We start from the raw sequence: 17,638 nt of genomic DNA on the forward strand, positions 1-17,638 counted from the left end.
GCCGTTGACCTTCAATCAAACTTGAAGGTTAGCGTAACGTCATTCCCCTGTCCTGGAGCTGTCCGATGTCGCTGTTCTCGCCCCTGGCACTGCCCTCCGGTGCCGTCATCCGCAATCGCATCGCCAAGGCGGCGATGGAGGAGAACATGGCCGACGCCGACCATGCGCCTTCCGCTGCACTGCTGCAGCTGTACCAGCGTTGGGCCGACGGCGGCGCGGGGCTGATCATCACCGGCAACGTGATGATCGATGGCCGCGCCATGACCGGTCCCGGCGGCGTGGTGCTGGAAGACGACCGCCACCTTGATCGCTTCATCGCCTGGGCCGAGACAGTACGTTCGCGGGGCGCGCAGATGTGGATGCAGATCAACCATCCCGGGCGGCAGATGCCGGCCGCACTCGGCCAACCCGCACTCGCGCCGTCAGCCGTCGCCCTGGAGATGGGCGCACTGTCCAGGCAGTTCGCACCGCCGCGGGCGATGACCGAGGCGGACATTGAAGAGGTGACCGCCCGCTTCATCCGCAGCGCCGAGCTGGCCGAGCGCGCCGGGTTCAGTGGCGTGCAGATCCATGCCGCGCACGGCTACCTGCTCAGCCAGTTCCTGTCGCCACTGTCGAACCGCCGCGACGACCGCTGGGGTGGCAGCCTGCACAACCGTGCGCGCCTGCTACTGGAGATCGTGCAGGGCGTGCGCGCCACCGTGTCGCCCACGTTCGCGGTGGCCGTGAAGCTGAACTCTGCCGATTTCCAGCGCGGCGGCTTCTCGCCCGAGGATGCGCGCGCCGTGGTGGAAATGCTGGCGCCGCTCGGCGTGGACCTGGTCGAGCTGTCCGGCGGCAGCTACGAAGCACCGGCCATGACCGGTGCCGCACGTGACGAACGCAGCCTGGCACGCGAGGCCTACTTCCTGGAGTTCGCGCGTGAGATCGCCACGGTGGCGACGATGCCACTGATGGTCACCGGCGGCATCCGCCGTCGCGCCGTGGCCGAGCAGGTGCTGGACAGCGGTGTAGCCATGGTCGGCATCGCCACCGCGCTGGCGATCGAGCCGGATCTGCCGCAACGCTGGCAGCAGGGACGCGATCCGGTGCCGACCCTGCGCACCATCGACTGGCGCAGCAAGCCGTTGGCCGCCAGCGCGCATATGGCAGCGGTGAAGTACCAGCTGGGGCGGTTGAGCCAGCGCCGCCCCACCGCGCCGGGTGTCTCACCGATGTGGGCGCTGCTGTTGGCCCAAGCCGCCGGCAAATGCCGGACCCGCCGCTACCGGCGCTGGATCGGTGCACGCGCAGGCGGATACTGAGCGGACAGGCTTCTCATCGCTGACGCGATGCTCCACCATCTGCATGATCGGCGGCAGCCCGTCGTCGGTCGCAACAGGCGGAAGGAACCCTCGTGGCAGCAGGACCAACCAGGAACCGCGAAAAGCTGCTCGATGACCTGCTATCGCTGGGCCGCAACTGGGCGCTGGCCATCGCCATCGCAGGCGCCGGGGCCGCGGTCCATTACAGCGAGTCGGTATACGAGGCAGGCCTCTGGCGCGGCCTGCTGCCCACGCTCTGCTTCCTGGTTGCCATCGTCTGGATCGTGCTCAGCATCATCCGCTTCGACCTGACCATCCAGCAGCACTTCGAGCGGAAACTGTCGCGCTGGCTCAGCCGCCTGCTGTATGTCCTACTGCTTGGCACCGGCATCACCGCCGTGTTCTTCGTCACCGAACTGGCGGAGAACAACCACATCGCGCGGATGTGCGACTCGGTGGCCAACGAACCCGGCAGCCGCATCCACAGGTCGGCCGAATGCCAGCGCCTGTACCAGCATCGCGCAGCGTACCGGCAGCGCCTGGAATCGGCCGAGGGTGAGTTCGACTGAACGGCTTCATCGCGGTCTTCGCGCGCGATGAACACATTTCGTGGATGTGCATTTGGGCACAGTGCAGCCGACGCCGCGCTCTCGGCCCGTACCGGACCCGCAATGCACCCCCATCGCGCATCTGCCCGCCATGATGCCATCGCCTTGCAGGCCGGCATGCTGGGCAGCGTATTGGGCGCGGCGCTGTTCAAGGCCATCGCACTGTCTGCGTTGGCGACGGGTTCGATGATGGGTATCGGGCTATGGGTGATAGCCTGCGCGCTGCTGGCAGCGTGGGCGCTCGCAGCCTATCTGGCCTGCCTGGCACTGAGCCGACGCGTGTTCGTGCTGATGCTGGTGCTGTGCACGGTGCTGATGATCTGCATCGCCTGACGCCGGCAGGGGCCGGACTATTGGGCATCTGTTATAGAATAACAAGCACGATTGGTCCGATTGCGCATGGCCGATGTCACGGATTTGAATTCCATGGCCATCCCGGCATCACCCGAGGCCCTCATGAACCTGCAGCCCCCGCTCCGCGCGACCCTCATTGCCATCGCCCTCGCATCGCTCAGCGCCTGCGCCACCTATGACGACAGCAACATGCGTCAAGCCTGACAGGAATCGCCGCACCTGACGGACCTGCCGCCCGAGGTCGCTGCCCGCGAGAGCCGCTGCAACAAGGGCATGGAAGTGTGGTCGAGCGAGCGCAAGGGCAGTGACAAGCCGCTGGACCTTAGCGGAAAGACGAAGAATCCCCGACGAAGGTGCACACCCGGTTGCCGCGCCTGTCTTGATCGCGCCCATGCATCCGGCTGACTGCTCCATCACAGCCGGCGCGCAACGATGAGGTCTCCCCACCCTGTCGAGACTCAGATGCCGGACACTGCCCACCCTGTCATTCGCGCGTTCGAGGCCGTGTTCGATCTATCAGGCAGCGTGCAGCGCATCACTGCGCTCACGGTCACCTGCCGGCATTGCTCGTCGACCAGCTCTGCCAGCGAAGACAACCTGGTGCAACTTCCGGGCGGGGCGTTGTTCCGTTGTGACGGGTGCGGCTGCCATCAACCGGTCAGCCACGCCCGCCTGTCGGACTGGCAACCGGCGTCGTTGCTGGGTATCTGAGGGCCGCCACGTGGGAATGACTGCGGAACAGCGGAAAATACTCCAGGCAATCGCCGCTGCAGAGCCGGTGCGCGGCGATGCCGCAACGTGGGCGGTGACCGCCGGATGGGCGGTACAGGCGGAAGACGGGGATATCGATCTCACCGAGGCTGGCCGGGATGCGCTCACCGCGCAGGCAGGTCGTGAGGGCTAGACCCGCCGATCAGGCCAGCTTCGCCTCCCTTCGCGCGGCGCCGCGATAGCGGCAACCTGCGGAACAAAGGGTGCATCCCTGCCACGTCGACGGCGAAGTGGCGAGGCCTTTCATGCCGGCGGTGTGCAGGGCGTCATGACATGCGCTCGGCTATGCTGCGCCACCTCCCTGCGCCAATGGCGGCCATGCATCCTTTTCCCCTGCCAGTCTCTGCACCTGATCAGCTCGCCTACCGACTGCTGCAGGACAGTGACTGGGCCCGCTCGGCCACTGCCGCAAGCGCCCCCGCCGAACTTCGCACCTTGCTGGCGATGATCCTGGATTCGCCGGAACCCCTGTGGCTTGCCTGGGGCAAGGAAGACAAGGCGTTCTTCTTCAATGATGCCTACCTGCCGATGCTGGGGGAAAAGCTGCACGGCGCGATGGGCAACCGCCTGGAGGATGTCTGGGCGGACGTATGGCCGGACGTGGTGCAGGCCGTCAACGATGCTTTCGCCGGCACCAGCCGCAGCTTCAAGAACCTGCCATTGATGATGGATCGCGACGGCACGCTGCGCGAAACATTCTGGACGTTTTCCTATTCACCGCTGCGCGTCGGCTGCGGCAGTGTCGCCGGTATCCTGTGCGTGGTCAGCGAGCAGACCGAACGGGTGATCGAGCGCGACTTGCACAGCCGCCAGGTCGCGGCGATCACCGAGCAGGCGCGAGAGGCCCATCTGGAACTGGTGCGCGCCCGCGAGCAGCTGCGCCAGTCGCAGAAGCTGGAGGCGATCGGCCAGCTCACCGGCGGTGTGGCCCACGACTTCAACAACCTGCTGCAGGTCATCACCGGTTCGGTGGACATGCTCCTGCACACGTGGCCGTCAGACGACACCCGGCGCCGCTACATCCAGGCCATTGCCACAGCCTCGGACCGCGCCACCAAGCTGACCGCGCAACTGCTTGCGTTCTCGCGTCGCCAGAGCCTGTCGCCGGAGGTCTTCGATCTCTGCGAGAGCGTGCACGCGCTTTCGGACATCATCACCACGGTACTGGGTGCACGCATCCAGGTGTCGTTGACGTTGCCCGGCACGCCGCTGCCGGTGCTGCTGGACCGGACCCAGCTGGACACTGCATTGATCAACATCGCGGTCAATGCGCGCGATGCGATCGAGGGACAAGGCAGGGTGACCATCGAGGTGGAGCAGGTAACCGCCGTGCCTTCGGTGCGCTTCGCCGCGCCGATGAAGGGCGACTTCGCCGCGATCAGCGTGACCGACACCGGAGCAGGCATTGACCCCGCCGTCGTCGACCGCATCTTCGAGCCCTTCTTCACCACCAAGAGCGTCGGCGCCGGAACCGGCCTCGGCCTCAGCCAGGTGTTCGGCTTCGTCAAGCAGTCAGAAGGCGAGGTGGACGTGCAGAGCCGGGCGGGTGCTGGTACCCGCTTCACCCTGTACCTGCCGCTGGCGCAGGCGAGAGAAATGACGGAACGGCCGGCGACGCTACCGGGGCTGCAGCATGGTCATGGTGTCTGCGTGCTGGTTGTGGAAGACAACGTCGATGTGGCCGAATTTGCCGTCGGCGCCCTGCGCGAGCTCGATTACAACGTGGTACTTGCGCACAATGCGGACGAGGCCCTGGCGGAGCTCGAACGGGATGCCTCCCGCTTCGATGTAGTGTTCAGCGACGTAGTGATGCCTGGCATGAACGGCCTGGATCTGGCCCGTACCATCCGCAGCCGCCTGCCTGGGCTTCCAGTGATCCTTACCAGCGGCTACAGCGAGCTGCTGGCCCGGGATCCTGGCCATGGCTTCACCCTGCTGCGCAAGCCTTACTCATTGAAGCAGCTGGCCTCGGTGATGACCGAAGCCGGGCGCTGCGCGCAGGCCGTAGTGGCGTCGCCCTAGCGGGCGGTCAACGCAGCGAACCGAACCAGCGTTCCAGCGAAGACTCGATCCCCGACGTGTCGCCGCCAGCATCGCAGGCCCAGGCCACAATACCGTCAGGGCGGACCAGCAACGCACCCAGTCCCATCGCATCGCGCGCCAGGGACATCACGCAGGGAACCGACTGCTGCCAGCGATCGATAGCCGGGCCGAGCGAAACGTCGGCGTCGATCCCCAGCAGCACGCCCTTCCCCGCACGCAACAGCTCTCCCATGCGACGGTCATCAGCCAGTTGGACGTCCGGCGCGCTTCGGCCAACCCACGGATGGCTGCCGTCGAGCACCGGTGGCGGTGCTATACCCCACAGCCGCTCGGCGAGATAGGTGGCACCGTCGCGGGTCGCGGCCAGGTCGGCGATGACCGCCGCCAGCGCGCGCGACCCGGGGCCTGGCCGCATCAACGCCACCTGCGCACGTGACCAGTCGAGCACCCGGGCGCCGATCGGATGGCGCTCAGCCTGATAGCTGTCCAACAGCGACTCTGCGGCATCACCTCGCACCACCGCGGCCAGCTTCCATCCCAGGTTCATCGCATCGCCGATGCCGAGGTTCAGCCCCTGCCCGCCCAACGGTGAATGCATGTGCGCGGCATCACCGGCCAACAGCACGCGGCCGCTGCGATAGGCCGTGGCCTGGCGCGCGGCGTCGGTCCATGTGGTGGCCAGATGCAGCGCCGTGATCGTTGCCTCTCGCCCGGACACACGCCGCAGTAGCGCCTGGGCGGTGTGCCGGTCCAGCGGCGTGCGATGGCCGGCGCCACCGTCGAAATCGGCCAGCGCCAGCATGCCCGGCGGATTGAAATTGCACATGCCGTGTTCGGTGAACTGACGCCCCGGGACGAGCACCGACGGGTCCGCCAGTTCGACCTGCAGCGTGTGCCCGGTGAACTCCGGCGCCGTCCCTGCGAACACGAACCCCGATTGCTTGCGTACCGTGCTGCGGGCGCCATCGCAACCGACCAGCCAGCGCCCCCGCATCAGCCCGCGACCGGTCTGGACCTCCATCTGTGCTTCGCGTGCGTGCACCGCCTGCACCGTGCAGCCACGCTCGATCTGTACACCCAGTGACACCGCACGCTCGGCCAGCACCGCCTCCAGCGACTGCAGTTCGACCGCCATCTGGGTGGGCACCGGCGTCGGCGGGCGATGGCGCCAGCGCGCACTGTCCACGTTGTCCAGCGCAAAGGGAATGCCGGCGAAGTGGCCGCCCAGCGGCCGCGGTTGCGCCAGCCAATGGGCGGTGCCGGGCGGCGGTGCGCCGTTGCCCGGCTTCAGTACCTGACTGGCGGCGACCGCATCCAGCAGGCCGCGTCGATCCAGGGCCTCCAAGGTGGGCGCGTTCAAGCCGCGCAAGCCAAAGGGCAGGCGTTTCAAGGCTGTCTCGGGCGACGCTGCCTGCTCCAGCAACAGGACCGAACAGCCGGCCTGGGCGAGCTCACAGGACAGGAACAGGCCGACCGGGCCGGCCCCGGCGATGACGACGTCGTACAACATGGGAATTCCCTGTGAGCGCCGGGTCGGCGCCCTGGCGGGCCAAATGTTACACTCGGTGTATGTTTTTACAACCGAGCCGCCCATGACCCCGCCTTCTGGCCGTCGTGAACAACGCAAGGCCGAGACCCGACAAGCGATTTCGGACGTCGCCACCGAGCTGATCATCCGTCGTGGCTTCGAGTCGGTGTCCATGTCCGAGATCGCTGATGCGGCCGGGGTGTCGCGCAAGACGGTCTTCAATTACTTCGCCAGCAAGGAAGACCTGGTATTCGACCGCGATGAGGAGGCCCGGACCCTGCTTCGCGAAGGCATGGCGGCGCGCCGTGGCATGACCCCGCTGGCCGCCTTCCAGTCGCTGGTGAGGGAGTTGCTCGACAATGGCCATTCCCTGTTGCGGATCAACTCCGGTGCAGCGGCCTTCTGGGCCACCGTGGCCGACAGTCCGGTGCTGGTGGCGCACGCGCGACGGCTGCAGGCACAGCTGGCCGACGACCTGGCGCAGCTGATGGCCGACGCCGCCGGCCGGCCGACGCATGACGCCGAGGCACGCCTGGGCGCAGCCATGCTGCTGGCGTCGATGGTGGCGGCCTATGAGAAAGGACTGGCTAGCCAGCAAGCCGGCGAGGATCCGCGCCAGGCGATGCTGCAGCTGATCGTGCGCGGCGGTACCGGCGTGCTGGTGGCCTTGGCTGGTACCCCGTATACCGACCCGGGCCTGCGTCCATAGCGCATTCGGGGGATAGGTTTCGAAGTGTTGCAAATGCTAATCTTTCTCATTTGCAATCGACCCGGACCTCTCATGCCCCTTCCAAACCCGCTGAAGCACGCACTCTGCCTGGCGTTGCCCCTTTCCCTGGCTACGCATGCACTGGCCTCCGAGGCCTCCGCTGACGCCCCGAAGGAGCTGGACAAGGTCGAAGTCCGCGGCCGCGCGCAGACCCTTTACCGCGCCAACGATGCGGCCGTCGGCACCCGCACCGATACCCCGCTGGAACTGGTACCGCAGTCGATCCAGGTCGTGCCATGCGAGCTGATCGACGACCAGGCCGCGCGCCAGGTCACCGATCTGTACCGCAGCATCAGCGGCATCAGCTTCTTCAGCTATGCCGGCGTCACCCTGCGCGGTTTCCGCCAGGAGAACGTGCTCTACGACGGCCTGCGCGGCGATCCCTATGCAGGCTTCTCGGTGCCGCAACTGTTCAACATCGAACGCGTGGAGGTGCTGAAGGGTCCGGCCGGTGCGCTGTACGGCGGTGGTGATGCAGGCGGTGTCATCAACTATGTAACGCGCAAGCCCAAGGCGCGCGCCGAACGCCGCATCGAGCTGCAGGCAGGCGATAAGGACTTCCGCGCCGGATCGATCGAAGGCACCGGCCCCTTGAATGCCAACGGCAGTATTCGCTATCGCGCCGGCCTGTATGCCGACAGCGAGCAGGGCGTGCGCTGGAATGCCGACAGCGAAAGCGTGATCGGCGATGCCTCGCTGGCCTTCGACGTTGGCCAGACCGGCGAGCTGGTGCTGCAGTTCACCGACATCTCCCAGAACCTGGGCGGCAACCGCCTGCGCGGCGTGCCGGTGAACGATGCCGGCAGCTTCCTGACCGACCGCCGCTGGAACCACAACGAGGCCAGTGACTTCCTCGACATGCGCGCCAAGGTCGCACTGGCGCAGTATCGCTTCGCACCGCGCGACAACCTCGACGTGGACATTGCCGCGCGCTGGTTCAGCAACACCGAGCACCAGATGTACCACGAGCCGATGGGGCTGATTGATCGTGATCGCGACGGCGTGGCCGAGTGGATGACGCGCCAGCTGCGCAACCAGATCCGTGACAACGAGGCCTTCACCGCCAGCGGCAATGCCATATGGCGTATCAACACCGGCCGTATCGAACACAAGATGCTGTTCGGTGCCGACGTGTATCAGCTCGACGCTGACTTCACCGCGCAGACCGCCAACAGCGCCGACCTGGCACGCGGCGCCGGCCCAGTGCGCGGCATCGATCTGTTCAACCCGGTCTACGGCGCAAGCACCTGGCACGACTACAACCTGGCGACTCTGCCCTGGCGCAGCACCGCCACCCGCAGCAAGCGCTACGGCGGCTATCTGCAGGATGAGCTGGCACTGGGCACGCGCTGGCACGTGCTGGCCGGACTGCGCTGGGACGGCTTCAAGGATGAGGACCGCATGGGTGGCAGCAGCGTGGATGGCAACGATCTCAGCTGGCGCCTGGGCAGTACCTTCACCGTGCGCGACGGCCTGAACCTGTATGCCAACGTCGCCAGTGGTTTCGTGCCGCAGAGTGCCGCCAACCAGAACCGCGCAGCCGGGGGGCCGTTCGATGCCGAGCGCAGCAGGCAGTGGGAAGTCGGCATGAAATCCCTGCTGGCCGACCGCGTGACCTTGAACATGGCGGCCTACCGCATCGACCGCAGCAACATCGTGCAGGCTACCGGCGAGGTGATCGGCGGGGTAAACCAACTCGCTGCACTGGGCCTGGTACGCAGCACGGGCATGGAAGTGGACCTGTTGGCCGACGTGACCGAGCGTTGGGTGGTGAACCTGACCTACGCCTACAACGACGCACGGGTGAAGGATGCCGGACCGAACGGCATCACCAATGCCTCCGGCGACCGCTTCGCAAACGCGCCACGCAACAAGCTCGGCCTGTGGACGCGCTACGACCTGCCATCGATCAACTCGGCCATTGGCTTCGGCGCCGACCATGTGGGCGAGCGTGTCAGCCTGGATGGGCAGGCGGTCAAGGCTTACACGGTGTTCGACATGAGCTGGAAGACCACGTGGAAGCAGTGGCAGTTCCAGGCCAACGTCAAGAACCTGTTCGACAAGGTGTATGCGGCCAGCGGCTTCATCGAACGCAATGGGCATTTCCCGGGCGAGCCGCGGCGGGTGTATGTGCAGGCGGCTTACAGCTTTTGATCGGAGCCACCTACGTCGCCTGCATCTCCTGCCAGCGGGTCGCCTGCCCGGACGGCAGACCACCCCAATTCAGGTATCCTTGCGCCCAGTCAGCCACGCCTACATGCGACCGCTGCGGTGCAGCATAGACGTTGCCGACGGACGCACGATTCACCATGGATGTTTCAACGTAGTCACAGGGGAGAATGGATGAAGAAGTTTCTGCTCGCGGCGATCATCGCCGTGTCGCTGGCGGGTTGCACCACTAATCCGCCACTCAATTTCTCAGTCCCGAACGTCGGGGTCAGCAGCAAAAAGATTGATGGCGAACTGAAGTCGCTGACGGTCACGCTGGCACGTCCGGATGAAGCCAAGGGCAAGATCCCCGCGGAGGCCCAGCACGAAGTACCGCAGATGTGGCAGAACGCGCTGACCGAAGCGCTCAACAGGATGGCGGTGTTCCGCGACGACGCACCGGTGAAGTTGAGCCTGTCGGTGAAGATCCTGGCGATCGACATTCCCAGCTTCGGTGCATCGATGACCACCAAGACGATCGCCCGCTACGAGCTGATCGATCGTGCAACCGGCAGCATCGTCTACACCCAGGATGTCAGCGCATCCGGCGAAGTTCCGTTCAACTATGCCTTCGCAGGCATGGTCCGTGCCCGCGAATCGATCAGCCGCTCGGCACAGAACAACATCGCCCAGTTCCTGCAGGCGCTGGAAACCGTGGACATTACCAAGCCGATGTTCCCGAACAAGCAGGAAGCGCCATGAAGCGGCTGCTGGTGGCTGCATCCGTTGCTGCGATGCTGACGGCCTGCGCGCCGAACGTGCGTACGGACAGTTATTCCATCGGTTCAGTGGGACAGGTCAATCGAACTGTCGGCGGTACGGTCATCAGCGTCCGTGCGGTCAGTATTGACGGCTCACAGGGCGGCGGTGCAGTTGCCGGCGCTGCGGCTGGCGGTGTGGCCGGCTCCACCATCGGTGGCAGCGACCAGGCAGCGGCCATTGGTGCCATTGGCGGCCTCGTGGTCGGCGCGATTGCCGGTGCGGCCTCCGAACGCGCACTCTCGCAGGCCAAGGGCCTGGAATACGTGGTGCAGACGGAGAACGGCAACCTGATGACGGTTGTGCAGGGCCCCGATCCGGTGTTCATCACCGGCATGCGGGTCCTGGTGCTGTATGGATCGCCCTCGCGCATCATTGCCGATCCGCGCCCAGCGAAGACAGCACCGTAACTCCACAGCAATGCCCCTTTCGAGGGGCATCGTTGTATTGAGCACCGAGGGGGAGGTGGCAACCCACCTCCCCTGCCCACGTCAGTGCGAGCAGGATACCAGCATCGAGCGGGTGGCCATCTGGGTGGAGGTTCGGCATTGCGTCGGTGGTCTCCGTAGTCGCGCTGGGTACCGGCGCGCGCCAGGCCATCCTGTCCAACATTTCCTCGCTGGGCACCAACACCATCGAGATCTACCCCGGATCCGGCTTTGGCGACCTGCATTCGGCACGGGTGGAAACGCTCACCCCCGGCGACAGCGTGGCCCTGGCCGGACAGCCGTTCGTGGACAGCGCTACGCCCGGTGTGGCCACCACGGGCACCGCGCTGCGCGGCAACCGCTCGGCCAGCGTGCAGGTGCAAGGCGTCAGCGAGCAGTACTTCCGCTTGCATGGCGTGAAGCTGGGCGAAGGTGACTTCTTCGGCCCTGCCGCCATAGCCGGCTACCAGCAGGTGGTGATGATCGATGCCAATGCCCGTGCCCGCTTCTTCGCTGCGGCGGACAACCCCATCGGCCAGACCCTGCTGCTGGGCAACGTGCCGGTTCGCGTGGTGGGCGTGGTGAAGAAGGATGCCGGCGTGGTCGACGACGCCTCGTTGCTGGGGGTGTGGTTGCCCTACACCACCACCCTGGCACGCATGCTGGGGCAGAGCCACGTTTCCAGCATCACCGTGCGCGTCTCCGACGCTATCAGCATGGAGGCGGCCGAGCACGCCATCGGACGATTGCTGGCACGCCGCCACGGCAGCACCGATTTCTGCATGAGCAACAACGCGCAGATCCGCCAGTCCATCGAACAGACCACCGGATCCTGACCATGATGATCAGCTCCATCGCCGCCATCGCGCTGGTGGTGGGCGGAATCGGAGTGATGAACATCATGCTGGTATCGGTGACCGAGCGAACACGCGAGACTGGCGTGCGCATGGCGGTGGGCGCGCGGCGCAGCGACATCCTGCAGCAGTTCCTGATCGAATCGGTACTGGTGTGCCTGCTCGGCGGCATGCTCGGCATCGGCGTGGCCCTGGCACTGGGCGCTGGATTGGAGCTGGCCAACGTGGGTTTCAGCCTGGTGTTCTCCGCCAACTCGATTCTGGCTGCCTTCGCCTGTTCCAGCCTGATTGGCATTGGCTTTGGCTTCCTGCCAGCGCGCCGCGCCGCGCAGCTGGACCCGGTCGAAGCACTGGTTCGATAGCCCGTGAAGTTACCTGCAGTGACGGCAGGTTCGCGCAATGTCCACAGGCTCTACTGGCGCTACCTACAATGTCCGCACAGGAGCTGGACGATGTTTCTGAAACCAGGAAGAACCGCACTGCTGCTGGCAGCGGCTGCACAACTGATGCTGCTGTTGCCCTACTCCGGCGACGCCCATGCGCAACGCGGCGACCACTACAACCCGCAGTGGAGCCGAGACTACCGAGACCACGATCGTGACGCGTGGGATCGCCGGGAACGCGAGCGCCGCCACGAGGCCAAGACTACCGGTGTGGTGGTGGGCGTGGTGGGCGCGGCAATGGTGGCCGGTGTCATTGCCGCTGCCGCAAAGCGCGAACGCGAGACCCGCGAACGCGCCGACTACTGCATTCGCGCTACGGCAACTATGACCGCCGCAGCGATACCTATCGCGGCGCCGACTGCTACACCTATCCCTGCCACAGTAAGGAAGAAGCCAGTGTGGTGCCGGAGATTGCGAAGTACTTTGCGGGCCTGGACACCGATGGCGATGGTTTTCTGTCGCTGAAGGAAATGCAGCAGGCCATGGTGGCCGCGCAGACCGCAGACGCGCCAACAAAGTAAATCCAGGGCGGCGCGCTGAAGATAGATGCCCATACGGGCGCGACGGGGGTTGAATGCACCCTCTTCCCACGATAGCCTCCGTGCTGCCCAAGGAGGGCTATCAACGGAGTGAAGCATGAAGATTGGATTCAAGCTGTCTGTTGCTATTGCGGCTGCTGCATTGACCCTGGGAATCGGCAGCGCCGCCGCGGAGTCCCGGTGTACCCCGTGCTACACCGCATACCAAGCCTGCCTCGCCACAGGCAAGAGTGATGATTTCTGCTACCCGCCGTTTGCCCGCTGCCTGCGGAACAGCGGCTGCACCGTCCCGTAAGTCACACCTCACCATGATGTGTGCCGGCCCCCTCCCGGGGCTGGCATTGGCGGCCCGGCACTGTGATTTCAACCCATCCGCATCGCAGGGCTCTCGCAAGCCTGCACGTCAATGTACTGCTGGCGTTGCACAGCCGCCTGTTGGCGGTCCAGGCCGGCGGCCTCGATCTGCTGCAGTGACTGCTCGACCGGTGTCTGCACCGCCCGGTCCGTGGGCATGGAGGCGCGCAGATGCGCCGGATCATTCAACTCGCCCTGCACCACAAATACGTTGCGGCCGGCCGGGTGATCGGCGGTCTGGGCGCTCAGCAGCACATGGTCGGCACGCTCGAGCTGGTTGTGGCGCGCCAATGCCATGACGCTCGCCACGAGGCGCTCGCTGTTCTCATCATGGGTACGCCCAGCACTGGCATCGATCGCGGCCACGCCTTCGCGCACCTGCTGCATCAATGCGTACTCACGATGGCCGGGACCAATGTCGGCCAGACGGGTCGGTGCCTGTGCGGGATCCGGCACAGCGTCCACCGCTGCGGTAAGCGGGCTGCGGGTAATGGTCCGGTACGGGTCGTCCGGGTGGAACTGGGTGCGCTTCTCCTGCCGCTCCAGACGAACCTCGCGGGCGTCGTTGAGTTCGGCGATGCGTGCGGGATCGGTGATCTCGCGCAGCGACAGGTGGCCGCCAGCCGCGCTGACACTGGCCCATTTCCTGTCGGCTTCGAAGTACATCGCGTAGTAGCTGGTGCCACCGATGACGTTTGGATCGACCGCCGAGCGGCCCTCCAGTGCCTGGGTGGCTTCCAGCACGCTCAACCGGGTCAGGTATTGCCCGCCCTTCGCCCATCCCATCTGGCTGATGGCATCGACGCTGGTGTTGCCTACGCGCGGGCCCCCGGCGTAGTCATTGTTGAGCATGTTGGTCCAGATCTGTTCCAGCTTCTCCGGGCCGCTCTTCTGCTCGGCCGCCTCCAGCAGCACGCGCGGCGTCCAGCAGTTGGGATCAAGCTCATGCCGTTCAAATGCCCGGTCGTGGGCCAGCATCACATCCTTGCCGGGGAGATTCAGTGCCAGGTCTGGGCGGCGCTCGTTCATCCACTGCTGCCGCAATTCAAGATCTCTTTCGAGCAGGGTCTGCCCAAAGGACTCCCACCGCCGCTCGGTCAACTGTGCATTTGAGAAACGCGATCCCTCATCCTGCTGGGTCTTCGCATAGTTCTGTGCGTAGCTGTTTGCAACGCGGCCTGGCAGGCTATCGTTGCGAACGACACCCAGTGCCAGCGTCCCGTAGCCATCGGCTCCCGGCAGTTGTGACAGGTAGTTCCAGTAAAGCTCGCGGTTGCCGTCTCTGGCATAGCTGCCAAGCACTCTGAGATCGCGTTCGGTCAATCCACTCATACCCTGTCCCTTCTCTTCCTTGATTCACCGATCACTGTGACCGCGTGCGCGCGATGACATCCCTGACAGCCTCTTCCATACGCTTCCAGTCCTTCAGAAACGCTCTCTTGTAGTCCAGGCTGACGGACAGCTTGTTGTCGATGTCCACGAAATAATGAACGCAACCGGCTGCCACTTCTCCTGGCTCACTGATCACCTCGCTTCCCTCCAGCCGCACGCCGTCGCGTCGGAATTCCTCGCCGTCACATTTGATGAACGAGCTGATCCGGCCGTCGGCCTGGCGTGCGATGTACCAGTCTCTCTCGTAGGCAGGATTGCGGACAGGCGGCTTCCCATACCGGGCCTCATACTTCTTCGCGTACAACACCATCTTCCCTTCATCGATTGCATAGGGCGTCAGGCCCAAGGTCTCCGGCTGTGCGACGCGTTGATCGAGACGGTCCCTGGGATCCTCCCTTTCCACAGAGCCCTCCTCCGTGATGGCTTCATTTGAGGAAAGCCTTGAAAGCGAAGTCTCAATTGGAATGCGATCGATATAGTTGATACGGACAGCAATCTCCTTGCGGAAATCATTCGTACGCGGATTCGCCCGGGCACCCGGCGGTGTCGGCGTCATGCCCGGCCACTCGATGACCAGCGTCACGCCCTCGCCCGGCCACGGTGCGATCTGGCTGTCCAGGTAGTTGGCCGGAATGCGGAAGGTGTTCGGCCCCAGCTTCACGTCTACGGGGGCATCGGTATAGGTATGGCCGTTGATCGTGCGACCGGTCTGGGTTGCGCCGGACATGGCGGGATTCCTTTCGTGTTCGGTGGACGGCGGCCGTGCGCACGCGCCGGCACTTACTACGACGGCAAGTGCGAGCGTCAGGCAACGGCCAAGGGACATCACGTGCATGGGCATTCCATTGCAGGGTTCCGGCGCCACTATAGGCAACCGGGCGTCAACGGAACAGGAACCGCATCGCAGCCCTTCACGGAACCAGGCAGCGCTCCACTTGCAGCGACAACGCCTGGCAGGCGTTGAACAGGCCCTCGACCACCGCTGCGGAGGGGCAACAGGCAGGATCGTCGTTCTCCCGCGCCACATGCGCAGCGTGCAGCACCGCGGTCAACGCCGTGATTCCCGACGCGCTGCGGGTCGCCAGGGCCATGTCGAAGGCGCGGCCGGGGCTCAGGCACATTTCACTCCAGGCCTCGCCATCGGCGCGCAGGTTCCGGCCGTGGCCTTTCAGGTGTGCAAAGAATGCCGATGGCGTGACGAGATCGGCGGATTCGCGGAGCGCGTCCTCCAGCGTTTCGGCCAAGGCCATGGGAAGATCGCGCGCTGCGGCGCCCAGCAGCGCGTGCAGGCGGGGATGATCGGGCAGTCGTTCGGGCATGACGGCAACCTCACGATGTGGCCACCTGCAGATGCAAGGTGGCGGACGGTGCGGGTTGGCGTGCCGGATACATGATGCAAGAAGCCGGCGGATCGAGAGATCCCCACGCACCGTCCGCCATGAACTGGCAGGCGATGCATTGTCACGGTTGCAACTCTGGCTGCAACCGCGACGCCGCGCATCATGTACGTTCGGGACGCCAATCCCGGCCACGGCGAATGCCTTGGCGCGGCCATGGTTACCGCCCCGAACCGGCGATGGAAAGCAGGGAAATCCCGAGCGATCGCGCTGTTACGTTGGTTGCGTCAGCGGATGTCGAGTTGTCCATTGGCTGACGCGCTTCGCCAGCAGACGACTCCCGCCAGCGTGCGCTTTCCGGATGCGCTATCCCGCCGTATACGACACGCGTGCTGTCGGCACCAAAGACCCGTCGGTGGCTGTGAGCATTCGCGAAAGCCGGACGCAGCAAGCGCAACGCCGCTCAGCCTTCAGCTGTCGTCTTGGGTGCTCTGATAGCCCCGGTAGGTTTCACCCCACTCGCGCATGGCCAGAAGCACCGGCACCAGCGTGCGCCCGAACTCGGACAGCTCGTATTCCACCTTCGGCGGCACTTCCGGGTACACGTGGCGGATCACCACGCCGTCGGCTTCCAGCTCACGCAGTTGGCTGGTCAGCATGGACTGGGTGGCGTTGGGCACCCGCCGCGTCAGTTCCATGAAACGCCGCTTGCCCGTCATCAGGTGAAAAAGAATGATCGGCTTCCACACGCCGCCGATTACTGACAGCGTGACTTCCACGGCGCAACCGCTCTTGCCATCCCAACGCTTGCTACGCATGCATACTCCGGAAAACCATAGTACCTACGGAAAATCATCGTTCTTGTTGCGATAGAGGCGCGAGCCTAGCATGGTCACATCCAGTGAATGTGAGCCCCTCCATGACGTTCAAAGCACTGCTCGCCCGCAAGACGAACAACGAGGTTTCGACCGAGCTGGTCGATTTCGATGAGACCGACCTGATGGACGGTGACGTCCTGGTGCAGGTCGAGTACTCCACGCTCAACTACAAGGATGCGCTTGCCCTGACCGGCAAGAGTCCGGTCATCCGGACGTTCCCGCTCATTCCCGGTATCGATCTGGCAGGCGTGGTGCTGGAATCCAGCAGGGCCGACTTCAAGCCAGGCGACCGCGTTGTGCTCAATGGCTGGGAGCTGAGCATGGGCCACCACGGCGGCCTGGCACAGCGTGCCCGCGTGCGCGGCGAATGGCTCAACCGGATTCCCGGCAACCTGAGCACCCGCGACGCCATGGCCATCGGCACCGCGGGCTATACCGCCATGCTGTGCGTACTGGCCCTGGAACATGCCGGCGTGACGCCCGACAGGGGCGATGTGCTGGTGACCGGCGCCAACGGCGGTGTCGGCTCGATCGCGGTGGCGATCCTTTCAAAGCTGGGCTATCGCGTGGTGGCCGCCACCGGGCGACCGGAGCACGCCGAGTATCTGCACAACCTGGGTGCGGCCGAGATCATCGATCGTGCGCAGCTTTCGGAACCGCGCGACCGGCCGGTGAGCGCCGAACGCTGGGCCGGCGTGGTGGATGTGGCGGGCGGCCCTACCCTCGTCAACGCCATCGCCGAGACGAAGTATCGCGGTGCCGTGGCCGCGTGCGGCCTGGCGCAGGCCGACGCGCTGCACGGCTCGGTGCTGCCCTTCATCCTGCGCAACGTGACCCTTGCGGGCGTGGATTCGGTGAATGCACCGCAGGACGTTCGCCAGCACGCGTGGGATCGCCTCGCTACCGACCTGGACCCGCAGAAGCTGGAAAGCACGGTGCAGCTGATCGGGCTTGCCGACGTGCTGGACGTGTACCGGAAGATCATCCCCGGCCAGGTACGCGGCCGCATCGTTGTGGATGTCAATGCCTGAGCGGGTGACCGCAACAGGGCTCGACAGATGAGGGGGAT

General features: G+C 65.2%; 16 protein-coding genes and 2 pseudogenes. 13 read left to right on the forward strand and 5 right to left on the reverse strand.

Annotated features, from left to right (window positions below; genetic code table 11):
• Positions 1-65: 65 nt before the first annotated feature.
• From ACYKG1_RS13260 to ACYKG1_RS13285, 6 genes and pseudogenes are all read left to right on the forward strand, one after another.
• The gene (locus ACYKG1_RS13260; protein ID WP_100473229.1) at positions 66-1,304 is read left to right on the forward strand and encodes an NADH:flavin oxidoreductase/NADH oxidase family protein; all 1,239 of its coding nucleotides are present in this window, start codon (positions 66-68) and stop codon (positions 1,302-1,304) included.
• Between the two features lie 92 nt (positions 1,305-1,396).
• On the forward strand, positions 1,397-1,873 hold the full coding sequence (locus ACYKG1_RS13265) for a hypothetical protein (RefSeq protein WP_262083359.1): 477 nt from the start codon (positions 1,397-1,399) through the stop codon (positions 1,871-1,873).
• A 102-nt stretch (positions 1,874-1,975) separates the two neighbouring features.
• Entirely contained in the window at positions 1,976-2,245 is a 270-nt protein-coding gene (locus tag ACYKG1_RS13270) for a hypothetical protein (RefSeq protein WP_100473231.1), read from the forward strand.
• Between the two features lie 123 nt (positions 2,246-2,368).
• Positions 2,369-2,608: pseudogene (locus ACYKG1_RS13275) on the forward strand (hypothetical protein); the annotation flags it as partial.
• Positions 2,609-2,728: 120 nt separating this feature from the next.
• Positions 2,729-2,977 (forward strand): hypothetical protein, encoded by a 249-nt coding sequence (locus tag ACYKG1_RS13280; protein WP_014647589.1) that lies wholly within the window; start codon positions 2,729-2,731, stop codon positions 2,975-2,977.
• A gap of 378 nt (positions 2,978-3,355) precedes the next feature.
• Entirely contained in the window at positions 3,356-5,059 is a 1,704-nt protein-coding gene (locus ACYKG1_RS13285; protein ID WP_478470702.1) for an ATP-binding protein, read from the forward strand.
• A 7-nt stretch (positions 5,060-5,066) separates the two neighbouring features.
• Here the strand turns inward: ACYKG1_RS13285 and ACYKG1_RS13290 are convergent, their stop codons facing one another.
• A complete protein-coding gene (locus ACYKG1_RS13290) occupies positions 5,067-6,590 on the reverse strand; it encodes an FAD-dependent monooxygenase (RefSeq protein ID WP_478470703.1) in 1,524 nt (507 codons plus the stop codon).
• A gap of 82 nt (positions 6,591-6,672) precedes the next feature.
• Here ACYKG1_RS13290 and ACYKG1_RS13295 point away from each other — a divergent pair, with 82 nt between their 5' ends.
• The 6 genes and pseudogenes from ACYKG1_RS13295 (at position 6,673) to ACYKG1_RS13320 (ending at position 12,534) form a co-directional block, all read left to right on the forward strand.
• The gene (locus ACYKG1_RS13295) at positions 6,673-7,317 is read left to right on the forward strand and encodes a TetR/AcrR family transcriptional regulator (RefSeq protein WP_478470704.1); all 645 of its coding nucleotides are present in this window, start codon (positions 6,673-6,675) and stop codon (positions 7,315-7,317) included.
• Positions 7,318-7,389: 72 nt separating this feature from the next.
• On the forward strand, positions 7,390-9,531 hold the full coding sequence (locus ACYKG1_RS13300; protein WP_478470705.1) for a TonB-dependent siderophore receptor: 2,142 nt from the start codon (positions 7,390-7,392) through the stop codon (positions 9,529-9,531).
• Between the two features lie 189 nt (positions 9,532-9,720).
• Complete coding sequence (locus ACYKG1_RS13305; RefSeq protein WP_100473235.1) at positions 9,721-10,287, forward strand: putative periplasmic lipoprotein; 567 nt, start codon at positions 9,721-9,723, stop codon at positions 10,285-10,287.
• The gene (locus ACYKG1_RS13310) at positions 10,284-10,754 is read left to right on the forward strand and encodes an outer membrane lipoprotein (protein WP_478470706.1); all 471 of its coding nucleotides are present in this window, start codon (positions 10,284-10,286) and stop codon (positions 10,752-10,754) included. Before ACYKG1_RS13305 ends, ACYKG1_RS13310 begins: the two co-directional genes overlap by 4 nt.
• Before the next feature lie 134 nt (positions 10,755-10,888).
• Positions 10,889-11,988 (forward strand): annotated as a pseudogene (locus ACYKG1_RS13315) (ABC transporter permease); the annotation flags it as partial.
• Positions 11,989-12,078: 90 nt separating this feature from the next.
• Complete coding sequence (locus ACYKG1_RS13320) at positions 12,079-12,534, forward strand: hypothetical protein (RefSeq protein ID WP_478470707.1); 456 nt, start codon at positions 12,079-12,081, stop codon at positions 12,532-12,534.
• 437 nt (positions 12,535-12,971) lie between these two features.
• Here ACYKG1_RS13320 and ACYKG1_RS13325 read toward each other — a convergent pair whose 3' ends face one another.
• From ACYKG1_RS13325 to ACYKG1_RS13340, 4 genes are all read right to left on the reverse strand, one after another.
• Positions 12,972-14,294, reverse strand: a complete 1,323-nt coding sequence (locus tag ACYKG1_RS13325; protein ID WP_478470708.1) for a Smlt3024 family type IV secretion system effector — start codon at positions 14,292-14,294, stop codon at positions 12,972-12,974.
• Positions 14,295-14,325: 31 nt separating this feature from the next.
• On the reverse strand, positions 14,326-15,189 hold the full coding sequence (locus ACYKG1_RS13330) for a Smlt3025 familytype IV secretion system inhibitor (protein ID WP_100473239.1): 864 nt from the start codon (positions 15,187-15,189) through the stop codon (positions 14,326-14,328).
• A 76-nt stretch (positions 15,190-15,265) separates the two neighbouring features.
• Entirely contained in the window at positions 15,266-15,673 is a 408-nt protein-coding gene (locus tag ACYKG1_RS13335) for a hypothetical protein (protein ID WP_262227292.1), read from the reverse strand.
• 488 nt (positions 15,674-16,161) lie between these two features.
• Positions 16,162-16,509 carry a winged helix-turn-helix transcriptional regulator gene (locus tag ACYKG1_RS13340; RefSeq protein WP_262083370.1) on the reverse strand — a complete coding sequence of 116 codons (348 nt, stop codon included), beginning with the start codon at positions 16,507-16,509 and terminating at the stop codon, positions 16,162-16,164.
• A 101-nt stretch (positions 16,510-16,610) separates the two neighbouring features.
• On the opposite strand from ACYKG1_RS13340, the gene acuI reads away from it, so the two are divergent.
• Positions 16,611-17,600: an acrylyl-CoA reductase (NADPH) gene (gene acuI / locus ACYKG1_RS13345; RefSeq protein WP_478470709.1), complete on the forward strand. Its 990-nt coding sequence runs from the start codon at positions 16,611-16,613 to the stop codon at positions 17,598-17,600.
• Positions 17,601-17,638 lie beyond the last annotated feature (38 nt).

It is taken from the genome of Stenotrophomonas sp. 85239_Sma, from assembly GCF_056481725.1.